Origin of the sequence: Serratia sp. JUb9 (assembly GCF_014298095.1) — a bacterium.
In the GTDB taxonomy this organism is placed as follows: Bacteria; Pseudomonadota; Gammaproteobacteria; order Enterobacterales; family Enterobacteriaceae; genus Serratia_B; species Serratia_B rhizosphaerae.
In genome coordinates this window covers 654,229-680,173 of the sequence record NZ_CP060416.1, presented here as the reverse complement: position 1 = coordinate 680,173, position 25,945 = coordinate 654,229, and the positions used below count along the sequence as shown (strand labels likewise).

Genomic DNA, 25,945 nt, shown 5'->3' with positions numbered 1-25,945 from the left:
TTTTTATATCTTTAACGATCTTCTATCCATAAATACGGAAAGATCGCCGTCGGATAGATCAGGAATGGGGAGATAATGAAGACGCACAGCAAGACGGGTAAACCAATTCTGACGGGGCATAAATACATTCGGCATACAGAACGCAAACAGCGGGCGACAGCTTCGCCCGCTCACTACAAACACCGCTCTTCAGGCGTTTCAGAGCAGACCGCTTAGCGGTTGTTAATGATCATCTGCACCGGATAGTGATCTGAATATTGGTCGGTAAACGCATCGCGCAGCACTTTTACCTCCGCCACGTCGTTCTTCAACGCCGGGGAGACGTAAATGTAGTCATAGCGCAGCGGCGTCTTGGCCTGGTCATAGAAAATTTTCGTCGGCGCGGTGGCGATGAACGTATCCGGATACTTCTGCTTCAGCACGTCAATAAAGCCGCGCGACAGGATATTTTGCTGCACGGTGTAGTCCATTTTGCCGTTCACCAGGTTTTGCAGCACCGGCCGTTTGGCCTCTTTGTCCTGCAAATCCTTCACCATCTCGCTCTCGTTATAGCCGCTTTTATCCAGCGGTGAGAAGGCGTTGAGGTCGCCGGCGATAATCCACTTTCCGTTCGGGTCCGCACCGTATTTGATGGAATCCAGAATCAGGTTCATCTCATCAATCCGCTGTGAGGTGCGGAACGGGTTCATATGGGTGACCACAAAGTGATAGTGACCCACATCAGCAAACAGCGCGCCGTGCCAGAGGTTATCCACCACCTTGCGTACGTTGACGATCGGGTATTTGGCGGTGATCGCCGTCGGGAAAAATTCATCGTCGCCCGCCACCTTCGGCTCTTTCAGCAGCACCGCATAGCGGTGCCCGTAGCTCTGGGCGAAGGCTTCCAGCGTCTCGCGGGTAAAGTGGTTCATCTCCTGCCAGGCGATAATATCGGCATCCTGCTGCCTGGCCCATTCGGCAAACTTCTGTTTCCCCTTCGAGGTGTCGGACTTCATCCCCCAGTAGGCGTTATAGCTGATAATTTTCAGCTGCTGTTGTTGCTCCAACGTCTGCGCGGCACAGACCGGCAGTGAGCCGCCGAGTAAACCCAATGCGACCGCTGCGCTGATTATCGTTCTCATACTACGCTCCTTGTTGTTATATCAACATCACATTCCGTTAATGCCCACCTTCAGAAAGGCGATGATTTTCCACTCTATATACCACGCTACGTCTTTTTGTTTTGTGATACGCATTACTCTTGCCGCGTTTCTGCGGCCGTATCCAGCCGCATAAAATCAACAAACGCCCGCATCTGCGGCGTCATAAACCCATTACGCGGGTAGTACAGGTGAAACCCCGCGACCGGTTTACACCACTGCGGCAGCACCCGCACCAGCGTGCCCCGGTGCAGCGACGGCGCCACGCACTGCGCCTCCAGTAACGCCAGCCCCGCGCCCTGCTCGGCGGCAGCCAGCAGCAGATCGATATCGTTGGCCGTCAGGGCGGGGTCAATGTCCACCTCGACGTGCTCGCCGGCGCGACTGAGACGCCAGCGATACTGAGCGCCGTTGCCGCTCCAGCGGTAGTTGATGCAGCGGTGGCGGACAATCTCCTCCGGCGTCGCCGGCGGCGGCTGGGTCTGAAAACAGCCCGGCGCGGCCACCACCACCATCTGCAGATCCGCCGTCAGCCTGACCGCGATCATATCCCTCGGCACCCGGTCGCCCGAACGGATGCCGGCATCGAATCCCGCAGCGACAATATCCTGCAGGTTGTCATCCAGCAGCATCTCCAGCCGGATATCCGGATAGCGCGCCATAAAGCGTTCAATCGCCGGCACGATCGCCAGATGCCCGGCCAGACGCGGCATACTGATGCGCAGCGTACCGCGCGGCGTCAGCTGCGTCTCTCCCGCCCCCTGCACCGCACTTTCCAGCGCCGCCATCGCCGGCTCCAGCTGCGCCATCAGCCGTGAACCGGCCTCCGTCAGCGCGACGCTGCGCGTGGTGCGGTTAAACAGCCTGACGTGCAGCCGCTGTTCCAACGCGCGGATCGCATGGCTCGCCGCCGACGGCGACAGCCCTAGCCGCTGTGCCGCCCGACGGAAACTCCTCTCTTTAGCCACCGCCATAAAGACGGCCAGTTCAGCGTAATCGGCCCCTTTCATATTGCTGTGCCTTATTCATCAGTTCATGCGGATTATAGGGTATTAATTCACCTTTCTGTCTGCGACACAATGAATGCCTCAATCATCAGAGGAGGAAACAACTTGTGAACACTATGCGACGTTGGGAAATGAACGGCTTCGGGCGCCAGTCACTGACGCTGCAGACGGCGGCAGTGCCCCGCCCTGCAGACGACGAGGTGCTGGTGCAGGTGATGTCGGTCGCCCTGAATCACCGCGATAATTGGGTGATCGACAGCGGACGCGGCTTACCGCTGCGCTTTCCGTTTACTCCCGGCTCCGACCTTTCGGGGCGCGTGGTGGCGGCCGGCAGCCAGGTCAGCCGCTTCGCGCCGGGGGATGAGGTCATCTCAGTCTTTGCCCCGGAGTGGCTCGACGGCGCTCGCCCCGGCAACGCGCGCGAGCTGGCTTACCGCACTCTGGGCGGCTTTTACCCCGGCGTACTGGCGGAATATGTGGCGATGAAAGCAGACTGGCTGGTGGCTAAACCCGCCTCGCTCAGCCACGCTGCCGCCAGCACGCTGCCCTGCGCGGCGCTGACCGCCTGGTTTGCCCTGGTGGAGCGCGGCAACCTGCAGCCGGGAGACAGCGTGCTGATTGAAGGCAGCGGCGGCGTAGCGCTGTTTGGTCTGCAAATCGCCAACATGCTGGGCGCCAAAACCCTTGTCGCCACCAGCGCCGGCAAAATGGCGGGGGTAAAACAGCTGGGAGCCGATGCGGTTATCGATCGTAACGCGCAGGGCATGGTCGACGCCGTCCTGCAACTGACCGCCGATCGGGGAGTCGATCACATTCTTGAGCTGGCGGGCGGCGCGCACCTGGGACAGGCGGCGGCGATGTGCGCCATCGGCGGAAAAATCCATCTGATCGGCGCGCTGGAAGGCTTTACCGTGTCGTCGCCGCTGGAGCCGATTCTGTTTAAGGATCTGGCGATTTACGGCATCGGCACCGGCCATCGCCGGGCGTTGAGCGAAATGTGCGCCGCCTTCGACGCCAACGGCCTCACGCCGGTTATCGACAGCGTGTACCCGCTGGAAGCATTGCCTCTGGCGCTGGCGCGTGTGGAAAGCGGCGCCTTCGGTAAAGTAGTGGTAAACATTGGTGAGGTGGCGTAGGGCGCCCGTATTTTTCGTCCCTGATGGCCGCGTGCTTAAACATGGCCAATTCAGAAAAACCGCTGCGGTTAATCCTTGAATATATGTCATCGGTAAAAGTCAGCGTAACACTGAAACCGCAGCTCTGCCTGCGGCTTTCATATCCAACAACCAAGATAATTCCCAATTTATAATACAACTAACAATAACACGTTACACAAACTACTCCTTTTTAATGAGTAAGAAATCCCAAACATCATACTTAATAGAAATATGAGATAAATAAAATTAAGAAATAACCAAACAAAAGATCACGCTTCATTCAAAATAAAATCAAATATTTTTTATTTCGACAATGAATTTAAAAGCCAATAAAACAAAAAATCATAAAATATAAAACCAAAAAGTGATTGTAACTCAGAATAAAACACTACATCATCAATAAAATAAAGAACTAACATCCATTGTTAATATAAAAAATAGCACAATAATTAATAGGGGATATAAATAGAAAAGTAAAAAAAAGGATCGCGCAACCAATTAATAGATATAGGAAAAATGAAAAGACAAAATTATTTTACAAAGAAAAAAAACGTTCAGGTAACAAAACAGGTTAAAAACCGTAAAGTTGCAAGGATAAATCTTAGTCAATATAATCTCGCTCACTCGAAAAAAATAAAAAACCACAAACAAATATCATGAATACATATAGATAGATAAATAATAAGACAAATACGACAAATCCCACTATCACCATATGGGTATCTAGGAGAAATCTAATTCATCGGTCGATAATTAGATAATGTATAAAACGGCGTTTATAAAAACGACGCAGGGAATTTGTGCCTATCAGCCAGGAATGCATGCTGATGCGCTGCCACAAATAAATATCTCTCTTACCGCTGCCCGGCTGCGAGATATTTACCTGTGGGAGTGCCAACCCGTGCGGTTAGCACATTTATAAAAAGGAAAAGGAAGTTAAACATGAAATTATCACACATCTCTCTGGCTGCTCTGATGGCTGCAGCAACCCTGTCTTTCGGCGCAAACGCTGCTTCTTACGAAGGTAACTCCGGTAAAGTTACGTTCCACGGCCAGGTTGTTGATGCCCCATGTAACCTGGCGCCAGGCCAGGACGGTATGGACGTTAAGGTTGATTTCGGCCAGCTGTCTCAGTCTCAGCTGAACAAAAACGTAACCACCGCTCAGACTTTTGAACTCAAACTGCAGAACTGCAGCCTGGCGAACGATGACGGTTCCAAGAAAACCGCTGAAATTACCTTCAACAGTGCCGACCAGATCGCCAATAAAAACCTGCTGAAAACTAACGGTCTGGCTACCGGTCTGGCCATCGGTATCAACAACATTACCCTCGGCACCCCAGCGGCTATCGCCGGCCTGGTTGACGGCGACAACACCCTGGTTTACACCGCGGTTGCTCAGAAAGCTGACATCGCCACTGACGTTACCCCGGGTGACTTCAGCGCATCAACCAACTTCCTGATTAGCTACAAGTAATAGTCAGGTATAGCCGGAGGGCTCGGTCTCCCCTCTGGCTATCTCAAAGGGGGATCCTATGCAACGCTGGTTGGGAAGTTTTGTACTGTTGCTCGCCGCATCCAACGGTTATGCCGATGTGTTGGCGCTAAGCCGGCAGGATGACGGTTACCTCCTGCCTCTGCGCAGGCGGGCAACGCTCAGCGGTACCGTATTGGCTGCAGGATGCACCATTGCATTGGATACCCCATCCCAATCTCTGGATTTAGACCCGCGCCCATTAGACAACCGCCAACGATCGTTAATTTATCATTTATCTATTCGTTTCGATCATTGTGCGCTCCCGGGACAAAACAGTGGGTACGGTGAAGATAAAGCAATCAAAATCAACTTCAAAAACAAATCAGCATCAGGGAATATTTTTATTATTAAAGATGCGGACAATAAAACGCTAAAAAGCGGGGAAGATCACCCGATCAATTATCGCAAAGCGGAGCAAAACAGTGCCCATCCGGCAACCGCAGATTACCGCGTAGAACTGACGCCGAAAGCGCCACCCTATTACGCCATATTGGGGCTGAACATGCGCTACGAATAACGCCGGCCGGGCGCTGAATGGAAGAGTGACGCCCGCTTCAGAAAATCGTGAATGCCTACCGGAATCCCGCTATTCCCCTGCTAACAACGCCCGCGATTTTCGCTTTTTAATCAGGATGATTAATTATGTCTCAGCAACGTTTTATCATCAGTCGCATAGCATCCGCCATCATTGCCGTTTTGGTAAGTTGGGAAGCTAACGCTGTTGAGTTTAATACGGACGTATTAGATCTGGAAGATAGAGCGAATATTGATTTCTCCCGCTTTTCGCAGGCCGGCTATATTATGCCCGGCGTTTATCATATGACGCTGCGAATTAACGGTGAGAGCGTCGGTTATGAGGGGGATATTCCGTTTTATCCACGCGATTACGCACCATCAGACAATAACACCTCCCCCGCACAGCCTGAAGCCTGTCTGCCGCAGGAGGTTGTCGACCGCCTGGGATTAACGGATAAAGCAGCCCAACAGCTGGCCCGCTGGCATAACGGCCAGTGCGTGGATTTCAGCCCGCTGCCCGGAGTGGCGTTAACGCCAAACCTCGGCAGCGCGGCGCTGAATATCAACGTCCCTCAGGCGCTGCTGGAGTATACCGACGCGTCCTGGCTGCCGCCTTCCCGCTGGGATCACGGCCTGCCCGGTTTTCTGCTGGATTACAACATCACCGGCACCTTTACCAGCAACCGTCACTCGGGGCGTCGGCAGACCCTCAGCGCCAACGGCACGCTCGGCATGAACCTGGGCGCCTGGCGCCTGCGCGGGGATTATCAGGGCCGTTTCAGCCGTAGCAGCTCGCAGCAAAAAAGTCGTCATACCCTCGATTTTAGCCGCGTCTATCTGTATCGGCCGATTCCCAGCCTGAGTTCAACGCTGACCATCGGTGAAAACTACGTCAACTCGCCGATGTTCGATTCCTGGCGCTATGCGGGCATCGCCATGGCCAGCGACGAACGTATGCTGCCGCCGCGACTGCGTGGCTACGCGCCGGAGATCATTGGCATCGCCAAAACCAACGCCAAAGTGACCGTTACGCAGCAGGATCGCGTTATCTATGAAACCACCGTCGCAGCCGGGCCGTTCCGCATTCAGAACCTGGACAGCGCTATCCGCGGCACGATGGACGTTAAAGTCACCGAGCAGGACGGCGAAGAGCACACCTTCAGCCTCTCCACCGCGGCGGTGCCTTATCTGACGCGTCCGGGCCAGCTGCGCTACCAGGCGATCGTCGGCCGCCCCACCACCTGGGAACACGATCTGGAAGGGCAGCTGTTTGCCTCGGGCGAAGCCTCCTGGGGGCTGTCCAATATCTGGACGCTGTACGGCGGCTCAACGCTCTCCGCCGATTATCAGGCGCTGGCGCTGGGCAGCGGGCGCGATCTGTTCGGGCTCGGCACCGTGGCCGTCGACGTCACCCAGTCCGTTGCCAAGGTACGCGATAACAGTAAGAAACAGGGGAAGTCCTGGCGTCTGAGCTACTCCAAATTCTTCGACGAGATGAAAGCCGACGTCACCTTCGCCGGCTACCGCTTCTCGGAAAAGAACTATATGAGCATGCAGCAGTTTCTCGACCAGCGCCGTCTCGATTACGACCCTAACCACCAAAAAGAGCGCTACCAGATCAACGTCAACAAGAGCTTTGACAACGTCTCTCTGGGGCTGAATTACGAGCATCAGACCTACTGGGATCGCGGCAGCACCAAACAGTATGGCGCCAATATCGGCACCACGTTTGATCTGCCGGCGCTGAAAATGCGCAGCGCTTCGCTGACCGCCACGGCCATGCGCAGCCAATACCGCGGGCAAGATGAGAACAGATTCAGCCTGATGCTATCGCTGCCGATGGGCACCGGCACCGTCAGCTACAACAGCAGCTATAACCGGGGGCAATACGGGCACCGGATCGGCTATTACGACCGGCTGGGGCTGGACAGCTACAACATCAACGCCGGCGTCGATCACGGCGGTAACCAGGAATCACGCGCCCAGGTCAGCGGTATGTATACCCATAACGGCGCGCGCAGCAAGCTGAGCGTCAACGGTGCGATCGACGGCGCGCAGTACCGTTCGCTGGGGCTCAGCGCCACGGGCGGCATCACCGCCACGCCGCGCGGCGTGGCGATGCACGCCGGCGGCAACAACGGCAGCACCCGGCTGATGGTGGATACCGACGGCATCGGCGGCGTACCGATCAACGGCGGCCGCGTGGTCAGCAACGCCTGGGGGATCGGCGTGGTGAGCGACGTCAACAGTTACTACCGCACCACCACCCGCATCGATGTCAGCACGCTTGCTGACGATGTCGAAGCGAAGAAAAGCGTGGTGGAAACCGCGCTGACCGACGGCGCCATCGGCTACCAGCGCTTTGGCCTGCTGCAAGGCAGCAAGGCGTTCGCCACCTTCCGGCTGGCAGACGGCGGTTCGCCGCCATTTGGCGCCGTGGTGCGCAATAGCAAAAACCAGGAAGTCGGCATTGTCGGTGACGCGGGCATCGCCTGGCTGAGCGGCATTACGCCGAAAGAGACGCTGAGCCTGGTCTGGAACGACAGCGTCCAGTGTCTAGCGGTTCTGCCGTCTGCCATTAACGAGCAAAACCTGTTGCTGCCCTGTCGGCGGACTGCCGCCGCTGGCGCTGTAACTAAATAATTTATTTACGGTTTTTACCGTCAACCCATGGAGTAAAGAAGTCAATATGCAAACACTGAACAAACAGGTTGCCGGCATCACCCTGATTCTCGGCCTTTTATTTACCACGGCTAACGCGCAGGCCGCCGTCGCTCTGGACAGAACCCGGGTGGTGTTTAACGGCGATCAAAAGGCCATCAGCCTGAACATCAGCAATGAAAACAAAAATCTGCCTTACCTGGCTCAGGCCTGGCTGGAAGATGAGCAGCAGAAAAAGATGACCACCGGCGCGCTGGTGATGACGCCGCCGGTACAAAGGCTGGAGCCGGGCGCCAAAAGTATGCTGCGCATCTCCGCCACGCCATTGGCACAGCAACTGCCGCAGGACCGGGAGTCACTGTTCTATGTGAACCTGCGTGAAGTGCCGCCGCGCAGCGATAAGCCCAACGTACTGCAGATCGCGCTGCAGTCGAAGATCAAACTGTTCTACCGCCCGAAGGGGATCATCACCGCGCCGAACGCGGTCTGGCAGGAAAAACTGGTGCTGCACGCCGAAAGCGGCGGCTACCGGGTTGAAAACCCGACGCCGTACTACATCACGATTATCGGCCTGGGCGGCTCTAAAGAACAGTCCGTCAAAGGCGAATTCAAATCGGTGATGATCGCGCCGAAAAGCAGCGTCAAGGTCGCCGGCCAGCACTACGCCACGCCTTATCTGACCTATATCAACGATTACGGCGGCCGCCCTACGCTGACATTCAGCTGCAGCGCCGCGCAGTGCACGGTGAAAAACAGTTAACGATCGCGGCGGGATCCCCGCCCGGCAAGAGTGTAAGGAGGACCGGCCATGAACCGGTATCTGGGAATATGTATCGCGCTGTTATCTGCTATCGGTTCTATGGGGGACGCAATGGCGAAAAACCCAATCGATCTGACATTCAGCGGCACGCTGCTGGAGAAACAGTGTATCCACGACTCGGCGGAGGACGCGCAGCTCGTCGAGCTGCCGCTGCTGTCGATCAAATATTTCCAGCACTACGGCCGCGGCCCGGCCACCCGCTTCGCCCTACGCTTCAAAGACTGCAGCGCCGCGACGCTGAACAAACAGGTGCAAATGGTGTTTCACAGCCCGCAGACCGTGAATATCGACGGCCTGACCATGCTCGCCACCGACGGCGGCACCGGTCTGGTGCTGGGGCTGAATAATGCCGACGGCCAGCCGATCGTGCCGGAAGTGCCGTTCAAGGCGGGCGTTATTACCCAGACGGGCATCGGCAGCACCAACGAGCTGTTGTTTGATGTCTACCCGCAGGCCGTCGATCGCAACGCCGTCAATCCCGGGGACTACAGCGCCACGGTGACGTTTGAAATGAGCTATCTGTGATGATGGCAAGGAGCAACAGCATGTAAGGAAAGGACAATTCTCGTATCAGGCATCCTCTCGGGTGGTACGGCATCGGGCTGCTTTTCTGGTGCGCCGGCTGCCTGGCAGACGTACCGATTACGGTCAAAGCGACACTCGTCAAACCGGCATGTTACATCATGGCAGGTATGGGGGAATGGACAGAGGGACTGCATGACGACCTGTTAGCCGTCGATTTCGGTGAAGTGCCTACCGCCGATTTGGACACAGCCAATGCGGCAAAAAACGTGAATTTATGGTTTGCATGCAACAACAAAGTCACCCCAGGAAAAATATTGAATCTTTATGTTAAACCAAGCGGTTATGGCGTGCTGTCAGCGATGGGTAGCCATGTGCTGGCAACTTCGAAGGAAAATTTGGGCATTGCCATCCTTGTCGACAGCAACCCCGTCACGCTGAACCAATGGGTGCCCGTTTCCCAATGGCTCCAACAGGGTGATGGAATCGCAGATGCCAAATTGATTCTGACGGCGCAACTGGTCGCTCAGGGCGATAAAAATGAGCTGGAAGGCGGGTATTTTCAGGCCTCGGCCAACGTCATCTTGCACTATTTGTAACGGCCGCGCACAAGCGCAGCGCTAATCAGTTAATTCGCTGGAGTCACCACAATCTATGCCATTGTTTAATCCTCGCGCCGTCGTTGCGCACGCCCTGCTGCTGGGTGCCAGCTTCACCGCCGGCGCCGCCTACGATGTTACCGCCATTGACGCTGCATCCAACGTGACCATTGACACGACGGGCGATGTAACACTAGGACATATCGCCAGCTTTGCTATCGATGCGACGACTGTCACCGGTACGGTGCATTGCGGCGATCGCAACTTGCATAACGCCTTTGGCAGACAACGGATATTTATCGACTTACCGCAAGACTCCGCGACCGGGCGCTTCAAAATAAACAACAACCTCTCGGTAGAGGTAAGCTCCACCGTGCCTACATCAAACTGGGGAGACGGGCTTACAACTGTTTGTGATCTGAATTCACCGAATGATGCCTATCCCGCCAGCTCTCTGACCAATGCTTTTCCAATAAAGCTGGATTTTTACTTGGACAGGGAAACCATTGACGGGGTAATTACGATACCAGCCTTTCAATTGGGGGGATACTCACGCCGATTTGACACCACCGAACCTGGGAATTACAAGCCGGCAAAATATACTATTCCGATAAACTTAACCGGCGGTCAAATTACCATACCAGCGTATTGTAATACCTACCCAAACGCGATAGAATTAGATCACGGAATGTTGTCGTCGGATAATACTTACGATAAAGCGTTTGCCGAACTTACCTATACCTGCTTAAACCCGGTTAATACGACAATAACCATCAACTATCAAGAAAATGCCGACGGAGATTTAAATCTCTTTCATACAGATGGCAGCGTTGGCGCCAGCAGTAAATTAACCATTAGCGATACCAGCAGCGGATTGCAGGGGAAAGAAATTTCCACAAATATCGATACCAGTAAAACTTTCCGTATCACCAGTGAACTGAGTAACCTCAGCGGTGAAGGAACGATAAAAGGTACGGCCTGGATTATCGCCTATCTGGATTAAATGGAAAGCATGAATTAAAGGACTACGCCAGTGGTAAAGCCACGGCGTAGTTTCCCGTATGTCACAGACAGGACGTGACATATTTATCAGTTTGTTAATTTAATGATATGGAGCAAATTCCACGATGAAGAATATCTTAATCTTTGATGAGAACAGTTACTTCCGGCAAGCCGTCAGGCAATTATTATTAGCCAAGGGAACCATGCCGCAATCTATTCTGGAAGCCGGCAATAAAACAGAACTGGAAAATATTCTGGCGACGACCAACGTCGATACGCTGCTGCTCTCACCGGCCGGCAGCCAGGCGGATATTCAGGACAGCTTTATCCTGATCAGAGAGTGCCTGAAGCATTGCCGCAGGCTGAGCATCGACCTTTGGCTGATGGTGGAACAAGCCACTGATTTTTATCATCAACTTTGCTGCAGCCACCCACACTACAAAGGGGTTATCAGCAAACGGCAGCCGCTGGAGCAGCTAAGCTACTATATTTTCAATACGCTGAAAGAGGAACTGAGCTGGAAATCACCACCGAAAGGTACGCTGTCTTACCGTGAAAGCCAAATATTGCTTGATGTGCTGTGCGGTGATTCCAGTAACAGGCTGACAATACGCTATGGCATTCAATCTAAAACCATCAGCGCGCATAAACTTAATGCGTTAGCAAAACTGGGGCTGAAAAATATCAGTGACATTTTCAAAAGAATGAAAGGCGTTCAAGAACTGCCGGTAAAAGGTGAACTAATAGGCGTATATTAAATACGCCTAATATAAAAAGGATTTTTCTAACCGAACCGATAAATCTATATCAGCTGATATACCACCTGTAATTACAGGCGTGCAATAACACATAACAATCAGGAAAAAAAAGCGCCCGATAGTATCGCGCGCTCAGAGAAAGCAAAAGATATTATTTACTGTTTAAACGATGCTCTGCTTGTACTTTACAGGCTTCAATCTGCGAAACCAGCGCGCGATTAAACTCGTCCTGTTGATTATGATAGGCAGACTTATTATCACGCACGCCGGCAATGGCCGTTTTCACGTCACGCGTATATTCTTCCTTATCAATACCAAAATCCGCTAACTGATAACCCTTCTGTTCCAGCTGGGCGATAGAGCGTGCAATATTTTCATCGTCATTGCTCTCCGACCAGGCACTCTTTACCACTGTAAATTGCGCATCGCAATAAGCCGCCGCCGCGTCCTTGTTTTTTTGCAATGAAGAAGCCGAAGACATTGCCAGAGAAGAAAACGGTAATAACAGTGCACACGTCAATAAAACATATTTCCTCATACAACCTCCATGACTGATGTATTCCGAGAAAGTGAAGCGGCGTCAGTCAACAGCCGCCCTGCCAACATAGCACACCGCATATTATTTCACCGAGTCATGGCCGCGATTTATCTTTCCTCTTCGGATAAACAGCCTTCGTTCAACGACGCCGCTGCCGTGGTATCAGCCTGTGCCAAACAGCGATCGCGCCCGGCCAGGTAGCCCACCAACGCCATCACCAGCGCCAGCGCCGCGCAGATCAACAGCGGGCCATGCCAGCTGTGGGTGGCGTCATACAGCAGCCCGACGCCGGGCGGCCCGCCGACGGCCAGCAGGTAACCGACGCACTGCGCCATACCGGAGAGCGCCGCGGCCTGTGCCGGCGTGCCGGAACGCAGACCGATAAACGCCAGCCCCAGAATAATGGTGCTGCCGGCACCGATACCGAATAACACCACCCACAGCGTCGCGAAAGCAGGCAGCGCCAGCAGCCCCAACAGACCGGCAGCGGCCAGCAGCGATACCGTGACGGCAATCGCCCGCTGGTCCTTCATCCGCGCCAGCAAATGACCGGTAAACAGCCCCGGGACGGCAGTCGCCAACTGCAGGACACCGTGCAGCGATCCCGCCTGCTCAGCACTGAAGCCCTGATAACGTAAAATCGACGGCAGCCAGGCGACCACCACATAATAAATCAGCGAGTTAAGCCCCAGGAACAGCGTCACCTGCCAGGCCAGCGCGGCACGCCATACCCCGCCGGACCGCTGCGGCGGCTCCCCACCGCTCTGCGCCAGCCGCGCTGCGCCGTGGGAAAGCTGAGGAAACCAGACCACCACCGCCAACAGCGGGAACAGCAGCATGGCGAACAATGCGCCGTTCCAGCCCAGCGCCGGTACCTGCGACAGCGGCACCACGGCCGCCGAGCCTAACGCGGCGCCAACCCCCATAATCAGGGCGTACAACCCGGTCATGCTCGCTACCCGCTGGGGAAAGTCGCGTTTTAACAGGCTGGGCAGCAATACGTTGCCCATGGCGATACCCAGACCGATCAGCACCGTGCCGCCATACACGCCGAACAGACCGCCGTAAGAACGGTAACCGATACCGGCGGCAATCAGCAGCAGCGCCACAAAAATCACCCGTTCAATGCCATACTTAACGGCAATGCTGCCGGCCAGCGGCGAAAACAGCGCGAATGCCAGCAGCGGCAGGGTTTGTATCAGGCCCGCCTGTACCGCACTCAGGGAAAAATCGAGGCGGATGGCGTCCAGCAACGGCGCCAGGCTGGTGAAAGGCGCCCGCAGGTTGGCGGCCACCAGCAGTATGCCCACTAGCAGAAGATGGGACTTTTTCACACGAAAGGATAATAATTTCATAATGTTATTCGCTGAGTTGATTTCCAGCATGACGTCTTGCTCGCGTAACGCATCGCTAGGATTACAGGCCCTGTAACTGGAGTAGAAGTATTATAAAATTTTGATAATGAGTGGTGATATTTATATAACTGCAATTAATCTCTAAATTTGGCCATTTACCATGTCGCTACTGCAAAGCTACGAAGAGTTCGATCCTGACACCAACACCAGCCAGGCGGTGGCGCTCCACATCTCCGCCACGGAAACGCGTCGGGCTATGCCGTTTCATCATCACCGCAAGGGCCAGTTGATCCTGCCGCTGCGCGGCGGCCTGGTGTGTGAGGTCGCCAAAGCCTACTGGATGGTGCCGACCGGCCACGCCGTCTGGATCCCTGGCGGGATGGAGCACAGCAACCGGGCAATGGGCGATGTAGATATTTATCTGCTGTTCGTCGAGCCAAACTATCCCGGCATGCCGGACGAGTGCTGTACGCTGCAAATCAGCCCGATGCTGCGTGAAATCATCAAACACTTCGCCACACTACCGGCGGACTACGTCACCGACAGCCCCACCGGCCGTCTGGCGGCGGTGATGATGCACGAACTGGCGCAAATGCCGGTCGGGCATCTGCATGTGCCAATCAGCGGCAATGCCAAGATCAAACAGCTGGCGGATGAAATCATGCTGGCGCCCGGCAGCCGCAGTACGCTGCACGAGTGGGCGCAGAAGATGGCGATGAGCGACCGCAGCTTTGAGCGGTTTATTCGGCGGGAAACGGGCATGACGTTCGGCAAGTGGCGCCATCAGCTGCAGCTGATGGTCGCCGTACGGATGCTGGTGCTGGGAGAATCGGTACAGAACGTCGCTTATGAACTCGGTTACGACTCCCCCACCGCCTTTATCACCATGTTTAAAAAAGCGTTAGGTAAAACGCCGGGGCGTTACCTGGTGCAGGATTAGCGCCGGCTTTCACGCCAGAACGCGTAGCCGCAGGCTGCAATCGTCAACGCGACGACCAGCATGCTGCTCAGCCAGCCGATATTCAGCATGCGCAGCATCATGGCCGACAGCCCCTCGGAATACGGCGGTACGTTGCCGCTTTTCACGGCGATAAAATAGAACAGTACAATCAGTATCACATGGCTGGCCAGCCAGGCGACCATCGGCAGGATAACCACCGCCAGCCAGCGCTCCGCCGCCGTCGTGCGTAATGCGAGAAAGCAGCCCAGCGGCGCCAGCGCGGGCAGCAGCGGCATCAGCACACTGACGACCAGTTGCATCACCGGAATGTCATACTGCCGGAAAACCTGCCACGACATCATCACACCCGCCGGCAAGGTGCGATAGAGCAGGATGGCGCACAGACCTCCCCACACCAGTGCAGCTTTTGTCGACTTATTCATCCCGCTCACCTCCCTCAGCCAGAGTGCAGCAACGCTGCACCATGGCGATAATCACCTGAAACAGCTCATCTTTGGCCTGCTGCTCGCTCACCACGCCGTTCACCACGGCATCGGACAACCCTTCCGCGGCGCCGAGCATCCCCCGCAGCGCCGCGTCGCGCAGCGGCTGACCGTCACAGAATGGGGCAAACAGTGCACGGCATTTTTCCGTAAAGCCGGCGGCGTATTCCTGCCGGATCTGCGCCAGCTCCGGCGTGCCGGTCAGCGCCGCCATCACGCTGGGCATCTCACGCCCCTGCTGCAGGACGCACTCGATATAGGACGCGGCGACCACCGCCGCCCGCGGTTCCAGCGTCGGTGCCGCCCGGCAGATATTATCATCCATCAGCGCCGTCTGACGGCGATCGAACTCTTTGTACAACATGGCGAACAAACCGGAACGGTTGGTAAAATGGTCGTAGACCACCGGCTTGGTGACGCCGGCCTGTTGCGCCAGATGACCGAGGGTCAGCGCTGCCGTCCCTTCTTCACGAATAATCCGCCATGCCACGTCTATCAGCTGGGCGTGACGCTCTTCCCGCGATAGACGCCGGCGTGCAGGCTCTGTGGCCATACGGTGGCTCCTGTTGTCGACGGCACTATATACTAAAAGTAACTTACCATTGGTAGGTTACCGTGAGACTTCAACACTACGACCGTTCCCGTTTCATGGCAACAGGAGTCTTCCTATGCATGCACTGATCGTCGTTTCTCACCCTTTGCAGCACTCCCTGACGCACGGCAGCGCCGCCGCCATTGCCCAGGGCATCACCGCGGCCGATCCGGCGCACACCGTTGACATCGCCGACCTGACGCAGGAAGGCTTCAACCCGACGTTTTCCGCCGCGGATATGGCGGCGTTTCAGCAAACCGGCGCCGTCCCGCCCGACGTGCTCGCCGAACAGGCGCGTATCGACCGCGCCGATGCGCTGGTACTGGTGTTCCCCGTTTACTGGTGGTCGATGCCGGGCCTGCTGAAAGGCTGGATCGATCGCGTATTTACCAACGGCTGGGCCTATGACGACACCTCCGGCGACACCGTGGTGAAGAAACTGACGCACCTGCCGGTGCATCTGGTGGCGTTGGGGGCGGTTAACCGGCAGACCTTTGTCAAACGCGGCTACGCCGACGCTTTCAACACCCAGATAGGCCACGGTATTTTCGATTATTGCGGCGCGCCGCTGCTGACCCGCGAAGTACTGCTGATGCCGGAAATGGGCAGCCCGGAAGCCTGTCTGGAAAGGGCGCAGGCTATCGGCCGCGCCATTTTCCGCTAACTCATGTTATCAACCTGCCAGCGTGGCGTGCCGCGCCGGCGGGTTATTCAAACATTTTCCGTAAAACGCGCCAGCCGCTGCCGCAGCTGCAGATTCTCCCTGCGCAGCTGTTCGACTTCATCCAGCAACGTCAGCGCCACCGCAATCCCCGGCCAGTCCAGCGCCAGTTCGTGATGCAGCCGCTGCGCGCGATGAAATTCCGCCAGCGCGCCATCGTCAAACAGCCACTCGTCGTCGGCCGGCTGACAAGGTTCGATCACCCCCAACCCGACGATTTCGACCAGTTCATCCTGCGATACGCCGGCGTGCAGACAAAACTCCGTCAGCGTAAACGTGATATTTACTTTGGTCATATTACTTACCCCACTCTTTACGCGGATCGAAATCTGACTGCGCTTCCGCCAACTGCTGCCACAGCGCTGCGCTCTGCGCGTCTGGCTTCGGCGGCATTACCACTTTCACCACCGCGTACAGGTCGCCGCTCGCCGTCTGTCCTTTGCCCGGCAGGCCTTTGCCTTTAATGCGCAGACGCTGCCCGCTCTGCGTGCCGGCGGGAATAGTCAGCAGAATCTGCTGCTGGACGGTCGGCACGGAAACTTTGGCCCCCAACGCGGCTTCCCACGGCGACAGCGGCAAGACGATTTCCAAATTGTCGCCGACGATATCAAAGCGCGGATGCGGCGCGATACGTACGATCAGATAGAGATCGCCGCTCGCACCGCCATCGATCCCCGGCGATCCCTGCCCCTTCAGGCGAATACGCTCCCCTTCCCTGACCCCGGCCGGTATTTTCACGTTGAGCGTTTTCGGGATCTCCTGCTCGACCAGACCAAACACGTTATATACCGGCACGTGATAGCTGATAGTGCGTGTCTGTTCGGCAAAGATATCCTCCAGGAATACCGCCACTTCAATCTCCAGATTCTGGCCGCGCATGGCATGGTGCTGGCGCTGCTGACGCGCGCGCGCACGTTCGCCGAACATTGAGGAGAAGATGTCGGAGAAGTCTTCTGCGTTGTAATTGTCGTTGTGCTGCGCCTGCCGGCCGAAATGCGGATCGTTACGGTGCTGGCGCAGTCGATCGTATTCCGCGCGGCTTTCTTCGTCCTTCAGCACCTCATAGGCTTCGGCAACTTGCTTAAACTTTGCCTCGGCGTCCGGCTCTTTGCTGACGTCAGGATGGTATTTGCGCGCCAGGCGGCGATAGGCCGTTTTTATCGCCTTGAGATCGTCTTCAGGCTTAACGCCCAAAATGGCATAATAATCCTTGAATTCCATAATATTATCATCTCGTTACGGTCTTTTATCAGACACTGTGGCAGCTTCTTGTTACCGCTGATATTTGCTCACCTGGCGCTGAAACGGCGGGTGACCATAAACAGGCCAAAGGCGCTGAACAGCATTTCAATCCCGACAATGGTGGTCACCAGCACCACCGAGGTGGCCGCATCGGCGCTCAGCAACATCCAGGCGATCGCCAGATCCAACACGCCGATCGCGTACTGGATCCCGTTGCCCGGGAGCGCACGCAGCTGATAACCGGCCAGCAGGCGAAATACGCCCCCCAACGCAAACAGCGCCGCCAGATAAATCGCCATGGTAAAGATGCCGACGGCAGGGCTGGTGATAAACACGTAGCCAATAATCAGATAGGCGATACCCAATAGAATACCGCCGATCATTGGCCAGGTATTTTGCGCTCGGTTAACAATCATGCCGACGATCATGCCGATCCCGCTCAGCAGCAAGAAGACCCCCATCACCACGCTGAGCGCCGCACCAGACGCGAAAGGACTGAACAAACAGAACAGCCCCGCCACCAGCAACAGCAGCGAGAGCGCCAGCAGCAGCCGGCGCTGTTTTTTCACCAACAGCGGATCGAGCGCGGATAAATGATTATTTCCTATATTCAACATAGGCTAACTCCTTTTTATCGATGAGGTTTCAAGCAACCCCTGAAATTATAGCCGGATAACACCGCCCATGATGAACGATCCGGGGCGTTGGCGCACCGCGCTGTCGTTATGGATAAATCACATGCCGCCCTTCTCTTTTTCACCGATAAAAAACGCACTAAAACCAGAAACAACCCATCACAACGCGTAAGTGACAATAAACAAAACAAATATAAAAACAGAAATAGAACGGATGTTTCTTATGAAAAATAAGAGCTTTACGGTTAAAAGTGCAGGTTATTGACAGCGTTGTTTTTTTAGTATTATTCTCTGCGCAACAAATCAGTAGAACACACTGAAAATAAAACAAAAATCAGCAAGCCGCCTTTATCAACGGCGGAGATACTCGCATGGCTTGAACATATTTAAAATATTTATACATAACACGATAAATATCAATCAAGTTATTAATAAGCGTTTGGTAAGACGTTAATTTTATGACCAAAGCAACGTCGGCGCGCTTATTTTCTCTATTTATCTCATTCGAATGAATATCTTCGGTGATTACTTAAATCTATGCACGGACTGCACGATTAACATGGACTACGATATGCATTTAATCAAAGGATTGTTCCGCCTTAAACCGCTGTTATTGGCTTCCGCTTTATTACCCTTCGGCGTGAGCGCCACCACCCTGCTGGAGGCCATCCGCAACGCCGGCGCCGTCAACCCGGAACTGCAGGCGGCAATGTATCGCCAGCTGGCAGGTAATGAAAAAAGCAGCCAGGGCCTGGCCGGCCTGCTGCCGACCATCCAGCTGGACGGCGGCTACAACCAGCAGGACCAGCCTAAAGCAACCTACGCCGCCAAAGTCTCGCGCCATAATTACGCCATCTCGCTCAATCAGCCGCTGTTCGACCTGTCCAAATATGCCGACTACCTGCGCGGCAAGGCAATAGCCGACAGCGCCGATATTGAGCTGCTGCGTGCGCAGGAAACGCTGGCCTATGACGTAGCGGACGCATATGCCGCCGTGCTGTATCAGAACGAGGTTTATCAGGCCGCGCGGGCGGCCACGCAGGTGTATGAAAACGAGCTGCAGCAGACCACGCTGGCGGTATCGCTGGGCAACGCCACCCGCGTCGACGCCGATGAAGCGCAGGCTAACCGCGATCTGTTCCGCGCCAAGGAAATTGAGGCGCACAATAATCTGAGCGCCGCTGCCACCAAGTACCGACGACTGACCGGCCTGGAGCACGACGCCATCGCCCCGATTAGCGCCGCCTGCCTGCTGCAGGGCGCGCAGACGGGGAAAGAGCCGGATCTCTACCAGCACGCGCTGGCCCGCAACAGCCAGATCCGCAGCGCGCGCGCCCAGTGGGAAATCGCCAAAACCGGCGTCTATCAGGCGCACAGCGCCCATATGCCGACGGTCAATTTCCAGGCTTCTTACGGCACCAACTGGAGCCGGGCCGAAGACAGCAACCTGCTCGACGAGATGTTCGGCAGTACCTCAAAAACCACCAATACCAACCTCGGTATCTCCGTCTCCGTGCCGATTTTCAGCGGCGGCCGGCAGATGTCGCAATCACGAGAGGCGGTCTATACCCGCGAGCAGGCGCGCTACAGCCTGATCGATGCCCAGCAGAAAGTGAAGGAAGAGCTGCACAACGCCCTGTTGAACGTGACCAACAGCCGCTCGCTGGTGACCTCTACCCAGCGGATGATCCAGTCGGAACAGAGCAAAATCCGCTCTACCGCCACCGGAAAAAAACTGGGACTGCGCACCAAAATGGATGAACTGAACGCCTACCAAAGTTACTACGAAGCGGTAAAAAACAACGCCGAGGCGCGTTACAAACTGCTGATGGCCAAGGTTGCTCAGGCCAGGGCAACCGGCGAACTCGGCCATAACGCCATCGCGCAGATTAGCTGCTCGCAATAACTTTTCGCCAGGATTCAGGATGACACAGTCACTTTTTCGCCAGGAAGCGCTGGATGCCAATAACAACAAGGTCATGGGGACCGTTTCTCTCTATTCACCGCCATACCGCTGGCTGGTTATCTCCCTGGCGAGCTGCCTGGTTACCCTGATCGTCCTGTTTATCGTGTTCGGCAGTTACACCAAGAAAGAGACCGCGATAGGCAGCCTGCTGCCCAGCAAAGGTATTTACAACATTACCGCGCCGGTTGCCGGTACCATCACCGACATGCAGGTGGAAAAAGGCAGCGAGGTCATCCAACACAGCGTATTGATGACCATTTCCTCGGAGCTGTCCACCGCCATGGGGCAGACCCGCCTGTTCGTTCACGACCAGCTGACGCTGCAAAATGAACGGCTGCAGTCTGAACGGGAGAGCGAATACCGCATGCATGCCGAAACCATGGGCGGCCTGAAAAAACAGCTGGGCTCGCTGGAGTCGCAGGTCGAGCTGTTGCAAAAGCAGCAGGCCAAGCGCAGGCAGCAGTTGAACCTGGCCAGCAGCCAGATGCATAAGCTGCAGCAGATGCGCAATCAGGGCTTTGCCTCTAACCAGCAGGTGGATGAACAGCAGAACACCGTGCTGGAAGTCGGTGCCCGGCTGCAGGACGCCGACCGGCTGGTGATGGATCTGGAACAGAAGATTATCGCCCTGCGCCAGCAGCTGCGGGAGCTGCCGCTCGCCCTCTCCAAACGGCAAAATGAAATCGACCGCAGTCAGGCGGAGGTGGATCGCGCCCTGGCGGAGAACGAGTCGCATCGCGCCGTCTATATCAAGGCGACGGAAACCGGCACCATCGGCGCCACGCTGGTCAAACAGGGGCAGGTGGTCGCCAGCGGCCAGCCGCTGCTCTACATCCTGCCGCAAGGCAGCCGGCTGCAGGCCAGAATCATGGTCAGTAGCCGCGCCATCGGCTTTATCAATCCGGGGCAACAGGTGATGTTGCGCTATGAAGCCTACCCCTATCAAAAATTCGGCGTCCAGCGCGGGCGGGTGCTCGAAGTGTCGACCGCTGCGCTCTCTCCGCAGGAAGTGATGGCCATCACCGGCGACTCAAACGTGCACGAGCGGCTGTATCAGGTGGTGGTCGAACTCGACAAACAATCCATCAACCTGTACGGCAAGGACGTTGCGCTGCGCTCGGGCATCAAGCTGGAGGCAGATTTTTTGATTGAGAAGCGACGGATCATCGAGTGGGTATTTGAGCCTCTCTACGCTTTGGGCCACCGCTTGTAATCACTGCGCTTTTTAACAGGGAGTCATATTTTTCCAATGGAATTTTTAAAGAACCTTCACTTCGGCTTCGGCCGACGGCTGCCGGTGATCCAGCAGTCGCAGGCGGCCGAATGCGGCCTGGCCTGCGTCGCGATGGTGGTGAATTACTATAAATACAACATCGACATGATCAGCCTGCGCCGTCGCTTCTCTACTTCAATGAAAGGCGCCACGCTGGCCGACGTGATGCGCGTTGCCGGCAGCCTGGGCATGGCCGGCCGCGCACTGCGTCTGGAGATCGAAGAGCTGGATAAGCTGCGCCGCCCCTGCATTCTGCACTGGAACCTGAACCACTTTGTGGTGCTGAAAAAGGTGAAGAAAAACGCCATCATCATTCACGACCCCGCCAGCGGGGTGCGCGTGGTTTCAATGAAGGAGGTGTCCAACTGCTTCACCGGCGTGGCGCTGGAACTGTTGCCGTCCGCATCGTTCAAGCCGGCGGTGGAGAAACAGTCGCTGTCGATGTTCCGCCTGATCGGCAGCGTCACCGGCATCGGCGCCGCGTTAACCCAGATATTACTGCTGTCCGTGGCGCTGGAGGTGTTCGGCGTGATTACGCCGTTCTATATGCAGTGGGTGATGGATCAGGTGCTGGTCTCCGACGACCGCGATCTGCTGACGCTGCTGAGCGTCGGCTTTATTTTCGTCTTCCTGTTCCAAAACCTGATCACCGCCCTGCGCTCCTGGGTGATGACCTGGTTCTCCAGCCTGCTGAACGTACAGTGGACCACCAACGTTTGCTCGCATCTGCTGGGGCTGCCGCTGTCGTTTTTCGAATCGCGCCACGTGGGCGATATCATCTCCCGCTTCGGCTCGGTCAGCACCATTCAAGAGACGCTGACGACGCGCTTTATCAGCTCGGTGCTGGACGGCATCATGGCGATCGTCACGCTCGGCGTGTTGTTCACCTATAACAGAATGCTCACCGCGGTGGTGGTGCTGCAGTTCCTGCTGTATGCCGCCATCCGCTGGATTGCCTATCGCCCGTTTCGCAACGCCAACGAAGACCACATCATCACCGCCGCCAAGGCGCAGTCGATCCTGCTGGAATCGGTGCGCGGTGCCAAAACCCTGAAGCTGAATAACCGGCAGGATATCCGCGTCAGCAGCTACGCCAATGCGCTGGTAGAAACCACCAACAAGAATATCGTCGTGCAGCGTCTGAGCATCGGCTTCAGCACCATCCACGGCATTATCGCCAGCATCGGCCGTATCGCGCTGGTCTGGCTGGCCGCGCTGCAGGTGCTGGACGGCAACTTCTCCGCCGGTATGCTGATAGGCTTTATGTCATTCGCCGACCAGTTCATCTCACGCGGCTCTGGCCTGGTGGACGCCTGGATCGATTTTCGCATGCTGCGGCTGCACGGCGAACGTCTGGCGGATATCGTGCTGACCGAGCAGGAAAAAGATGGCCGTCACGAGGCGGAAGGTCCTGGCAACGTCTCACCCCAGCCACCGACGATCACGCTGGATAACGTGTCGTTCCGCTATGCCGAGACCGAACCGATGATTCTGGATAGCTGCTCGTTCGAAATCGGATCGGGGGAATCGGTCGCGCTGATCGGGCCGTCCGGCCAGGGTAAAACCACGCTGGCCAAGCTGCTGCTGGGGCTGCTCCAGCCGGTCTCCGGCCGTATTCTGATCGATGGCGTCGATATTCAGGACGTCGGGCTGTACCAATACCGCGAACGCATCGGCTGCGTGATGCAGGATGACATTCTGTTTGCCGGTTCGATCGCCGATAATATCTGTTTCTTCAGTCAGGAAGCCGATCAGGAACGTATCGAACAGGCGGCTAAAATTGCGCAAATCCATGATGATATTATGAAAATGCCGATGACCTATCAAAGTCTGGTCGGCGACATGGGTTCATCGCTGTCCGGCGGGCAAAACCAGCGCGTACTGCTGGCGCGAGCGCTGTACCGTAATCCGTCGATACTGGTGCTGGATGAGGCCTCCAGCCACCTGGATGTAGAAAGGGAAATGCGCATCAACGACGCCATCCGCAATATGGCGATCACCCGCATCATCATCGCCCACCGTCCGGAAACCATCCGCAGCGCCGGGCGCATCGTGATGCTGTCTGACGGTAAGGCGCAGCCGGTCAACCCGGAAACGCTGGCGCCGTTTTAACCCCCGTCCTCTCTGTGCGGTGCGCGGCGACGCGCACCGTCACAATTTTGTCAAAAAAACAACACTTCCCTTTATTAATCAGCAGATAAGCTAAACTTACCACCGATAGCCCAGCGCCGGCGCCGCTGATGTCGTCAGCCCGTCATGCCGCCAGCAAATACCGGCCTTACCGTCACTTTCAGGGAGTCTACTGACGCATGCCCACCCTTTCGCGCAGAAAACTGTTACAGGCGGCAGCCGTTGGCTCGGCGTTTTCGCTGCTGCCGGCCTCGATTCGCAAAGCGCTGGCGATCCCCGCCAATAACCGCACCGGCAGCATTCAGGATGTGGAGCACGTGGTGATTCTGATGCAGGAAAACCGCGCCTTCGACCACTATTTTGGTACGCTGCCCGGCGTCCGCGGCTTTAGCGACCGCTTTACCATTCCGCTGCCGGACGGCCGCAGCGTGTGGCAGCAGCAAGGGACGGAGCGGCTGGTGTTGCCTTATCATCTCGATGCACAACGCGGCAACGCCCAGCGCGTCAGCGGGACTCCGCACACCTGGCCTGACGCGCACGCCGCCTGGGATAGCGGCCGGATGCGCGCCTGGCCCAGCCACAAAACGCCAACGTCAATGGGCTATTACCGCGAGCCGGAACTGCCGTTTCAGTTCGCGCTGGCCAACGCCTTTACGCTGTGCGATGCCTATCACTGCTCAATGCACGCCGGCACCAACCCTAACCGGCTTTTCCTGTGGACCGGCAGCAACGGCCCCGGCCCGGATAACAGCGCCGTCGTGGTAAACGAGTGGGATCATCCCGGCAGCGCAGACAAAGGCTACCGCTGGAAAACCTACCCGGAACGTCTGGAAGAAAGCGGCGTCAGTTGGAAGGTCTATCAATACCTGCCGGATAACTTCGGCGATAACCCGCTGGCCGGTTTTCGCCAGTACCGTGCTGCCAGCATCAAGGCCGGCAATCCGGCCAACCCGCCGAAAGAATTCACGGATTTTGCGCCGTACAGTGAACAACTCAATGCTGTCGCACCGCTGTATAAAGGCAATGGCAACACCCTGCCGGCCGGCGGCAGCGGCGATCTGGAGGCGATGCTGGCCGGGTTCCGCAACGACGTACAGCAGGACAAACTGCCGCAGGTAAGCTGGCTGATCGCGCCGGCGGCCTACTCTGAACATCCCGACCCTTCCAGCCCGGTACAGGGCGGATGGTTTACTCAGGAAGTGCTTAATGCGTTAACCGAACGGCCGGAGGTGTGGAGCAAAACCGTGCTGTTCGTCACCTACGATGAAAACGACGGCTTTTTCGATCATATGCCTTCCCCGTCAGCGCCGTCGCTGCGCAGCGACGGCAGCTTTGCCGGTAAATCCACCGTGCCTTTTGAAACGGAAATCTTCCAGCACCCGGCGCCGCCGGGCAGCACGGATCAGCCACCGCCGGATTCCGGCATTTACGGCCCCGGCCCGCGGGTGCCGATGCTGGTGCTTTCGCCGTGGAGCCGCGGCGGCTGGGTGAACTCTCAGGCCTTCGACCACACCTCCGTGCTGCAATTTCTGGAAAAACGCTTCCAGGTGCATGAACCCAATATCAGCGACTGGCGACGGGCGGTCTGCGGCGACCTGACCTCAGCCTTTAACTTTATCGATCCCAACAATGAAAAACTGCCGGCGCTGCACACCACCACCCGCCATGCTGCCGACGCGCTGCGTCTGCGACAAGAGAAACTGCCCCAGGTGCCGCTGCCCGCCGCCGAGCAGCAGCAGCAGCCACAACAAAAACGCCAGGCCCGCCCGTCACGCGCGCTGCCCTATCAGCTACAGGTGGAGGCAAGCGGCTATCCCCGCCAGCAGTTGCTGACGCTGAATATGATCAATAACGGCAGTCAGGGGGCGGTGCTCCACGTTTACGACCGACAACGTCTGGATGAAATACCGCGCCGCTTTACCATCGAGGCGGGCAAAGCGCTGAGCGACGACTGGCACGCTGCGGAGGATTACGATCTGTGGTTGCTGGGGCCGAATGGGTTTCACCGTGCGCTGCGCGGCAACCTGCAGCGTTCACAGGCGGAGGTGCGTCTAGAGGCAGTACCGGAGACAGTGAGCGTCCGCCTGGTCTTACTCAACCCCGGAACACAGCCGCAGAACGTGACTCTGGCGCGCTGCCCCTATACCCACCGGGAAGCGCAGCATATCTCGCTGCCGGCCGGCGCAACGCGCTCGCTGTTGCTTGACCTCAGCCGCAGCGGCGGTTGGTATGATATTAGCGTAACGGATGAACAAGGCTGGCTACGCCGGCTGGCCGGGCGGCTTGAGAATGGCCGACATAGCATCAGCGATCCGCTGATGGGCCAGCCCTGA

At 56.5% G+C, this 25,945-nt stretch carries 24 protein-coding genes; 15 read left to right on the top strand and 9 right to left on the bottom strand.

The genetic code is table 11. The features are described 5' to 3' along the window. Nucleotides 1-212 precede the first annotated feature (212 nt). A complete protein-coding gene (locus HF675_RS03215; protein WP_105232610.1) occupies nucleotides 213-1,121 on the bottom strand; it encodes an endonuclease/exonuclease/phosphatase family protein in 909 nt (302 codons plus the stop codon). A 113-nt stretch (nucleotides 1,122-1,234) separates the two neighbouring features. Beyond that, a complete protein-coding gene (locus HF675_RS03210) occupies nucleotides 1,235-2,149 on the bottom strand; it encodes a LysR family transcriptional regulator (protein WP_105232611.1) in 915 nt (304 codons plus the stop codon). Between the two features lie 104 nt (nucleotides 2,150-2,253). Here HF675_RS03210 and HF675_RS03205 point away from each other — a divergent pair, with 104 nt between their 5' ends. The 9 genes from HF675_RS03205 to HF675_RS03165 all read left to right on the top strand — a co-directional run bounded on the left by HF675_RS03205 (nucleotide 2,254) and on the right by HF675_RS03165 (nucleotide 11,717). Further along, nucleotides 2,254-3,282: an NAD(P)-dependent alcohol dehydrogenase gene (locus HF675_RS03205; RefSeq protein WP_222618799.1), complete on the top strand. Its 1,029-nt coding sequence runs from the start codon at nucleotides 2,254-2,256 to the stop codon at nucleotides 3,280-3,282. A 963-nt stretch (nucleotides 3,283-4,245) separates the two neighbouring features. After that, complete coding sequence (locus tag HF675_RS03200) at nucleotides 4,246-4,779, top strand: fimbrial protein (RefSeq protein ID WP_105232613.1); 534 nt, start codon at nucleotides 4,246-4,248, stop codon at nucleotides 4,777-4,779. A gap of 58 nt (nucleotides 4,780-4,837) precedes the next feature. Beyond that, a complete protein-coding gene (locus HF675_RS03195; protein ID WP_187044028.1) occupies nucleotides 4,838-5,356 on the top strand; it encodes a hypothetical protein in 519 nt (172 codons plus the stop codon). A gap of 125 nt (nucleotides 5,357-5,481) precedes the next feature. Then, the gene (locus tag HF675_RS03190) at nucleotides 5,482-7,998 is read left to right on the top strand and encodes a fimbria/pilus outer membrane usher protein (RefSeq protein ID WP_187044027.1); all 2,517 of its coding nucleotides are present in this window, start codon (nucleotides 5,482-5,484) and stop codon (nucleotides 7,996-7,998) included. A 46-nt stretch (nucleotides 7,999-8,044) separates the two neighbouring features. Next, nucleotides 8,045-8,776, top strand: a complete 732-nt coding sequence (locus HF675_RS03185) for a molecular chaperone (RefSeq protein ID WP_187044026.1) — start codon at nucleotides 8,045-8,047, stop codon at nucleotides 8,774-8,776. A 111-nt stretch (nucleotides 8,777-8,887) separates the two neighbouring features. Then, nucleotides 8,888-9,361, top strand: a complete 474-nt coding sequence (locus tag HF675_RS03180) for a fimbrial protein (RefSeq protein ID WP_158684849.1) — start codon at nucleotides 8,888-8,890, stop codon at nucleotides 9,359-9,361. 44 nt (nucleotides 9,362-9,405) lie between these two features. Next, nucleotides 9,406-9,957, top strand: coding sequence for a fimbrial protein (locus tag HF675_RS03175; RefSeq protein WP_370569838.1), 552 nt, complete (start codon nucleotides 9,406-9,408; stop codon nucleotides 9,955-9,957). 55 nt (nucleotides 9,958-10,012) lie between these two features. Continuing rightward, nucleotides 10,013-10,960 (top strand): hypothetical protein, encoded by a 948-nt coding sequence (locus HF675_RS03170; RefSeq protein ID WP_187044024.1) that lies wholly within the window; start codon nucleotides 10,013-10,015, stop codon nucleotides 10,958-10,960. Between the two features lie 124 nt (nucleotides 10,961-11,084). Beyond that, nucleotides 11,085-11,717: a LuxR C-terminal-related transcriptional regulator gene (locus HF675_RS03165; protein WP_105232620.1), complete on the top strand. Its 633-nt coding sequence runs from the start codon at nucleotides 11,085-11,087 to the stop codon at nucleotides 11,715-11,717. Between the two features lie 151 nt (nucleotides 11,718-11,868). Here HF675_RS03165 and HF675_RS03160 read toward each other — a convergent pair whose 3' ends face one another. Next, nucleotides 11,869-12,255, bottom strand: coding sequence for a hypothetical protein (locus HF675_RS03160; protein WP_145961090.1), 387 nt, complete (start codon nucleotides 12,253-12,255; stop codon nucleotides 11,869-11,871). Nucleotides 12,256-12,362: 107 nt separating this feature from the next. After that, nucleotides 12,363-13,610 carry a CynX/NimT family MFS transporter gene (locus HF675_RS03155; protein WP_187044023.1) on the bottom strand — a complete coding sequence of 416 codons (1,248 nt, stop codon included), beginning with the start codon at nucleotides 13,608-13,610 and terminating at the stop codon, nucleotides 12,363-12,365. A 160-nt stretch (nucleotides 13,611-13,770) separates the two neighbouring features. Here HF675_RS03155 and HF675_RS03150 point away from each other — a divergent pair, with 160 nt between their 5' ends. After that, a complete protein-coding gene (locus HF675_RS03150; protein ID WP_105232622.1) occupies nucleotides 13,771-14,550 on the top strand; it encodes a helix-turn-helix domain-containing protein in 780 nt (259 codons plus the stop codon). Here the strand turns inward: HF675_RS03150 and HF675_RS03145 are convergent. Beyond that, the gene (locus tag HF675_RS03145) at nucleotides 14,547-14,993 is read right to left on the bottom strand and encodes a hypothetical protein (protein ID WP_145961089.1); all 447 of its coding nucleotides are present in this window, start codon (nucleotides 14,991-14,993) and stop codon (nucleotides 14,547-14,549) included. The genes HF675_RS03150 and HF675_RS03145 overlap by 4 nt on opposite strands. Further along, on the bottom strand, nucleotides 14,986-15,606 hold the full coding sequence (locus HF675_RS03140) for a TetR/AcrR family transcriptional regulator (protein ID WP_105232624.1): 621 nt from the start codon (nucleotides 15,604-15,606) through the stop codon (nucleotides 14,986-14,988). Before HF675_RS03140 ends, HF675_RS03145 begins: the two co-directional genes overlap by 8 nt. A 115-nt stretch (nucleotides 15,607-15,721) precedes the next feature. Between HF675_RS03140 and HF675_RS03135 the strand changes: the two genes are divergently transcribed. After that, complete coding sequence (locus HF675_RS03135) at nucleotides 15,722-16,309, top strand: NAD(P)H-dependent oxidoreductase (RefSeq protein WP_105232625.1); 588 nt, start codon at nucleotides 15,722-15,724, stop codon at nucleotides 16,307-16,309. 47 nt (nucleotides 16,310-16,356) lie between these two features. Here HF675_RS03135 and cbpM read toward each other — a convergent pair whose 3' ends face one another. The 3 genes from cbpM to HF675_RS03120 form a co-directional block, all read right to left on the bottom strand. Next, complete coding sequence (cbpM, locus tag HF675_RS03130; protein WP_105232626.1) at nucleotides 16,357-16,662, bottom strand: chaperone modulator CbpM; 306 nt, start codon at nucleotides 16,660-16,662, stop codon at nucleotides 16,357-16,359. A 1-nt stretch (nucleotide 16,663) separates the two neighbouring features. Further along, entirely contained in the window at nucleotides 16,664-17,587 is a 924-nt protein-coding gene (gene cbpA, locus HF675_RS03125; RefSeq protein ID WP_105232627.1) for a curved DNA-binding protein, read from the bottom strand. A 68-nt stretch (nucleotides 17,588-17,655) separates the two neighbouring features. Further along, complete coding sequence (locus tag HF675_RS03120) at nucleotides 17,656-18,225, bottom strand: HdeD family acid-resistance protein (RefSeq protein WP_187044022.1); 570 nt, start codon at nucleotides 18,223-18,225, stop codon at nucleotides 17,656-17,658. A 589-nt stretch (nucleotides 18,226-18,814) separates the two neighbouring features. Between HF675_RS03120 and HF675_RS03115 the strand changes: the two genes are divergently transcribed. The 4 genes from HF675_RS03115 (at nucleotide 18,815) to HF675_RS03100 (ending at nucleotide 25,945) form a co-directional block, all read left to right on the top strand. Next, the gene (locus HF675_RS03115; protein WP_158684851.1) at nucleotides 18,815-20,149 is read left to right on the top strand and encodes a TolC family outer membrane protein; all 1,335 of its coding nucleotides are present in this window, start codon (nucleotides 18,815-18,817) and stop codon (nucleotides 20,147-20,149) included. Between the two features lie 19 nt (nucleotides 20,150-20,168). Then, nucleotides 20,169-21,422, top strand: a complete 1,254-nt coding sequence (locus HF675_RS03110) for an HlyD family secretion protein (protein WP_111736354.1) — start codon at nucleotides 20,169-20,171, stop codon at nucleotides 21,420-21,422. A gap of 36 nt (nucleotides 21,423-21,458) precedes the next feature. After that, nucleotides 21,459-23,594, top strand: coding sequence for a peptidase domain-containing ABC transporter (locus tag HF675_RS03105; protein WP_187044021.1), 2,136 nt, complete (start codon nucleotides 21,459-21,461; stop codon nucleotides 23,592-23,594). A gap of 197 nt (nucleotides 23,595-23,791) precedes the next feature. Continuing rightward, nucleotides 23,792-25,945 (top strand): phosphocholine-specific phospholipase C, encoded by a 2,154-nt coding sequence (locus tag HF675_RS03100; protein WP_187044020.1) that lies wholly within the window; start codon nucleotides 23,792-23,794, stop codon nucleotides 25,943-25,945.

Excerpts from the sequence above, each read along its gene's own strand:
- HF675_RS03215 (WP_105232610.1), bottom strand. The coding sequence starts at position 1,121 with ATGAGAACGATAATCAGCGCAGCGGTCGCATTGGGTTTACTCGGCGGC.
- HF675_RS03210 (WP_105232611.1), bottom strand. The coding sequence starts at position 2,149 with ATGAAAGGGGCCGATTACGCTGAACTGGCCGTCTTTATGGCGGTGGCT.
- HF675_RS03200 (WP_105232613.1), top strand. The coding sequence starts at position 4,246 with ATGAAATTATCACACATCTCTCTGGCTGCTCTGATGGCTGCAGCAACC.
- HF675_RS03195 (WP_187044028.1), top strand. The coding sequence starts at position 4,838 with ATGCAACGCTGGTTGGGAAGTTTTGTACTGTTGCTCGCCGCATCCAAC.
- HF675_RS03190 (WP_187044027.1), top strand. The coding sequence starts at position 5,482 with ATGTCTCAGCAACGTTTTATCATCAGTCGCATAGCATCCGCCATCATT.
- HF675_RS03185 (WP_187044026.1), top strand. The coding sequence starts at position 8,045 with ATGCAAACACTGAACAAACAGGTTGCCGGCATCACCCTGATTCTCGGC.
- HF675_RS03180 (WP_158684849.1), top strand. The coding sequence starts at position 8,888 with ATGGCGAAAAACCCAATCGATCTGACATTCAGCGGCACGCTGCTGGAG.
- HF675_RS03170 (WP_187044024.1), top strand. The coding sequence starts at position 10,013 with ATGCCATTGTTTAATCCTCGCGCCGTCGTTGCGCACGCCCTGCTGCTG.
- HF675_RS03165 (WP_105232620.1), top strand. The coding sequence starts at position 11,085 with ATGAAGAATATCTTAATCTTTGATGAGAACAGTTACTTCCGGCAAGCC.
- HF675_RS03160 (WP_145961090.1), bottom strand. The coding sequence starts at position 12,255 with ATGAGGAAATATGTTTTATTGACGTGTGCACTGTTATTACCGTTTTCT.
- HF675_RS03155 (WP_187044023.1), bottom strand. The coding sequence starts at position 13,610 with ATGAAATTATTATCCTTTCGTGTGAAAAAGTCCCATCTTCTGCTAGTG.
- HF675_RS03150 (WP_105232622.1), top strand. The coding sequence starts at position 13,771 with ATGTCGCTACTGCAAAGCTACGAAGAGTTCGATCCTGACACCAACACC.
- HF675_RS03145 (WP_145961089.1), bottom strand. The coding sequence starts at position 14,993 with ATGAATAAGTCGACAAAAGCTGCACTGGTGTGGGGAGGTCTGTGCGCC.
- HF675_RS03140 (WP_105232624.1), bottom strand. The coding sequence starts at position 15,606 with ATGGCCACAGAGCCTGCACGCCGGCGTCTATCGCGGGAAGAGCGTCAC.
- HF675_RS03135 (WP_105232625.1), top strand. The coding sequence starts at position 15,722 with ATGCATGCACTGATCGTCGTTTCTCACCCTTTGCAGCACTCCCTGACG.
- cbpM (WP_105232626.1), bottom strand. The coding sequence starts at position 16,662 with ATGACCAAAGTAAATATCACGTTTACGCTGACGGAGTTTTGTCTGCAC.
- cbpA (WP_105232627.1), bottom strand. The coding sequence starts at position 17,587 with ATGGAATTCAAGGATTATTATGCCATTTTGGGCGTTAAGCCTGAAGAC.
- HF675_RS03120 (WP_187044022.1), bottom strand. The coding sequence starts at position 18,225 with ATGTTGAATATAGGAAATAATCATTTATCCGCGCTCGATCCGCTGTTG.
- HF675_RS03115 (WP_158684851.1), top strand. The coding sequence starts at position 18,815 with ATGCATTTAATCAAAGGATTGTTCCGCCTTAAACCGCTGTTATTGGCT.
- HF675_RS03110 (WP_111736354.1), top strand. The coding sequence starts at position 20,169 with ATGACACAGTCACTTTTTCGCCAGGAAGCGCTGGATGCCAATAACAAC.
- HF675_RS03105 (WP_187044021.1), top strand. The coding sequence starts at position 21,459 with ATGGAATTTTTAAAGAACCTTCACTTCGGCTTCGGCCGACGGCTGCCG.
- HF675_RS03100 (WP_187044020.1), top strand. The coding sequence starts at position 23,792 with ATGCCCACCCTTTCGCGCAGAAAACTGTTACAGGCGGCAGCCGTTGGC.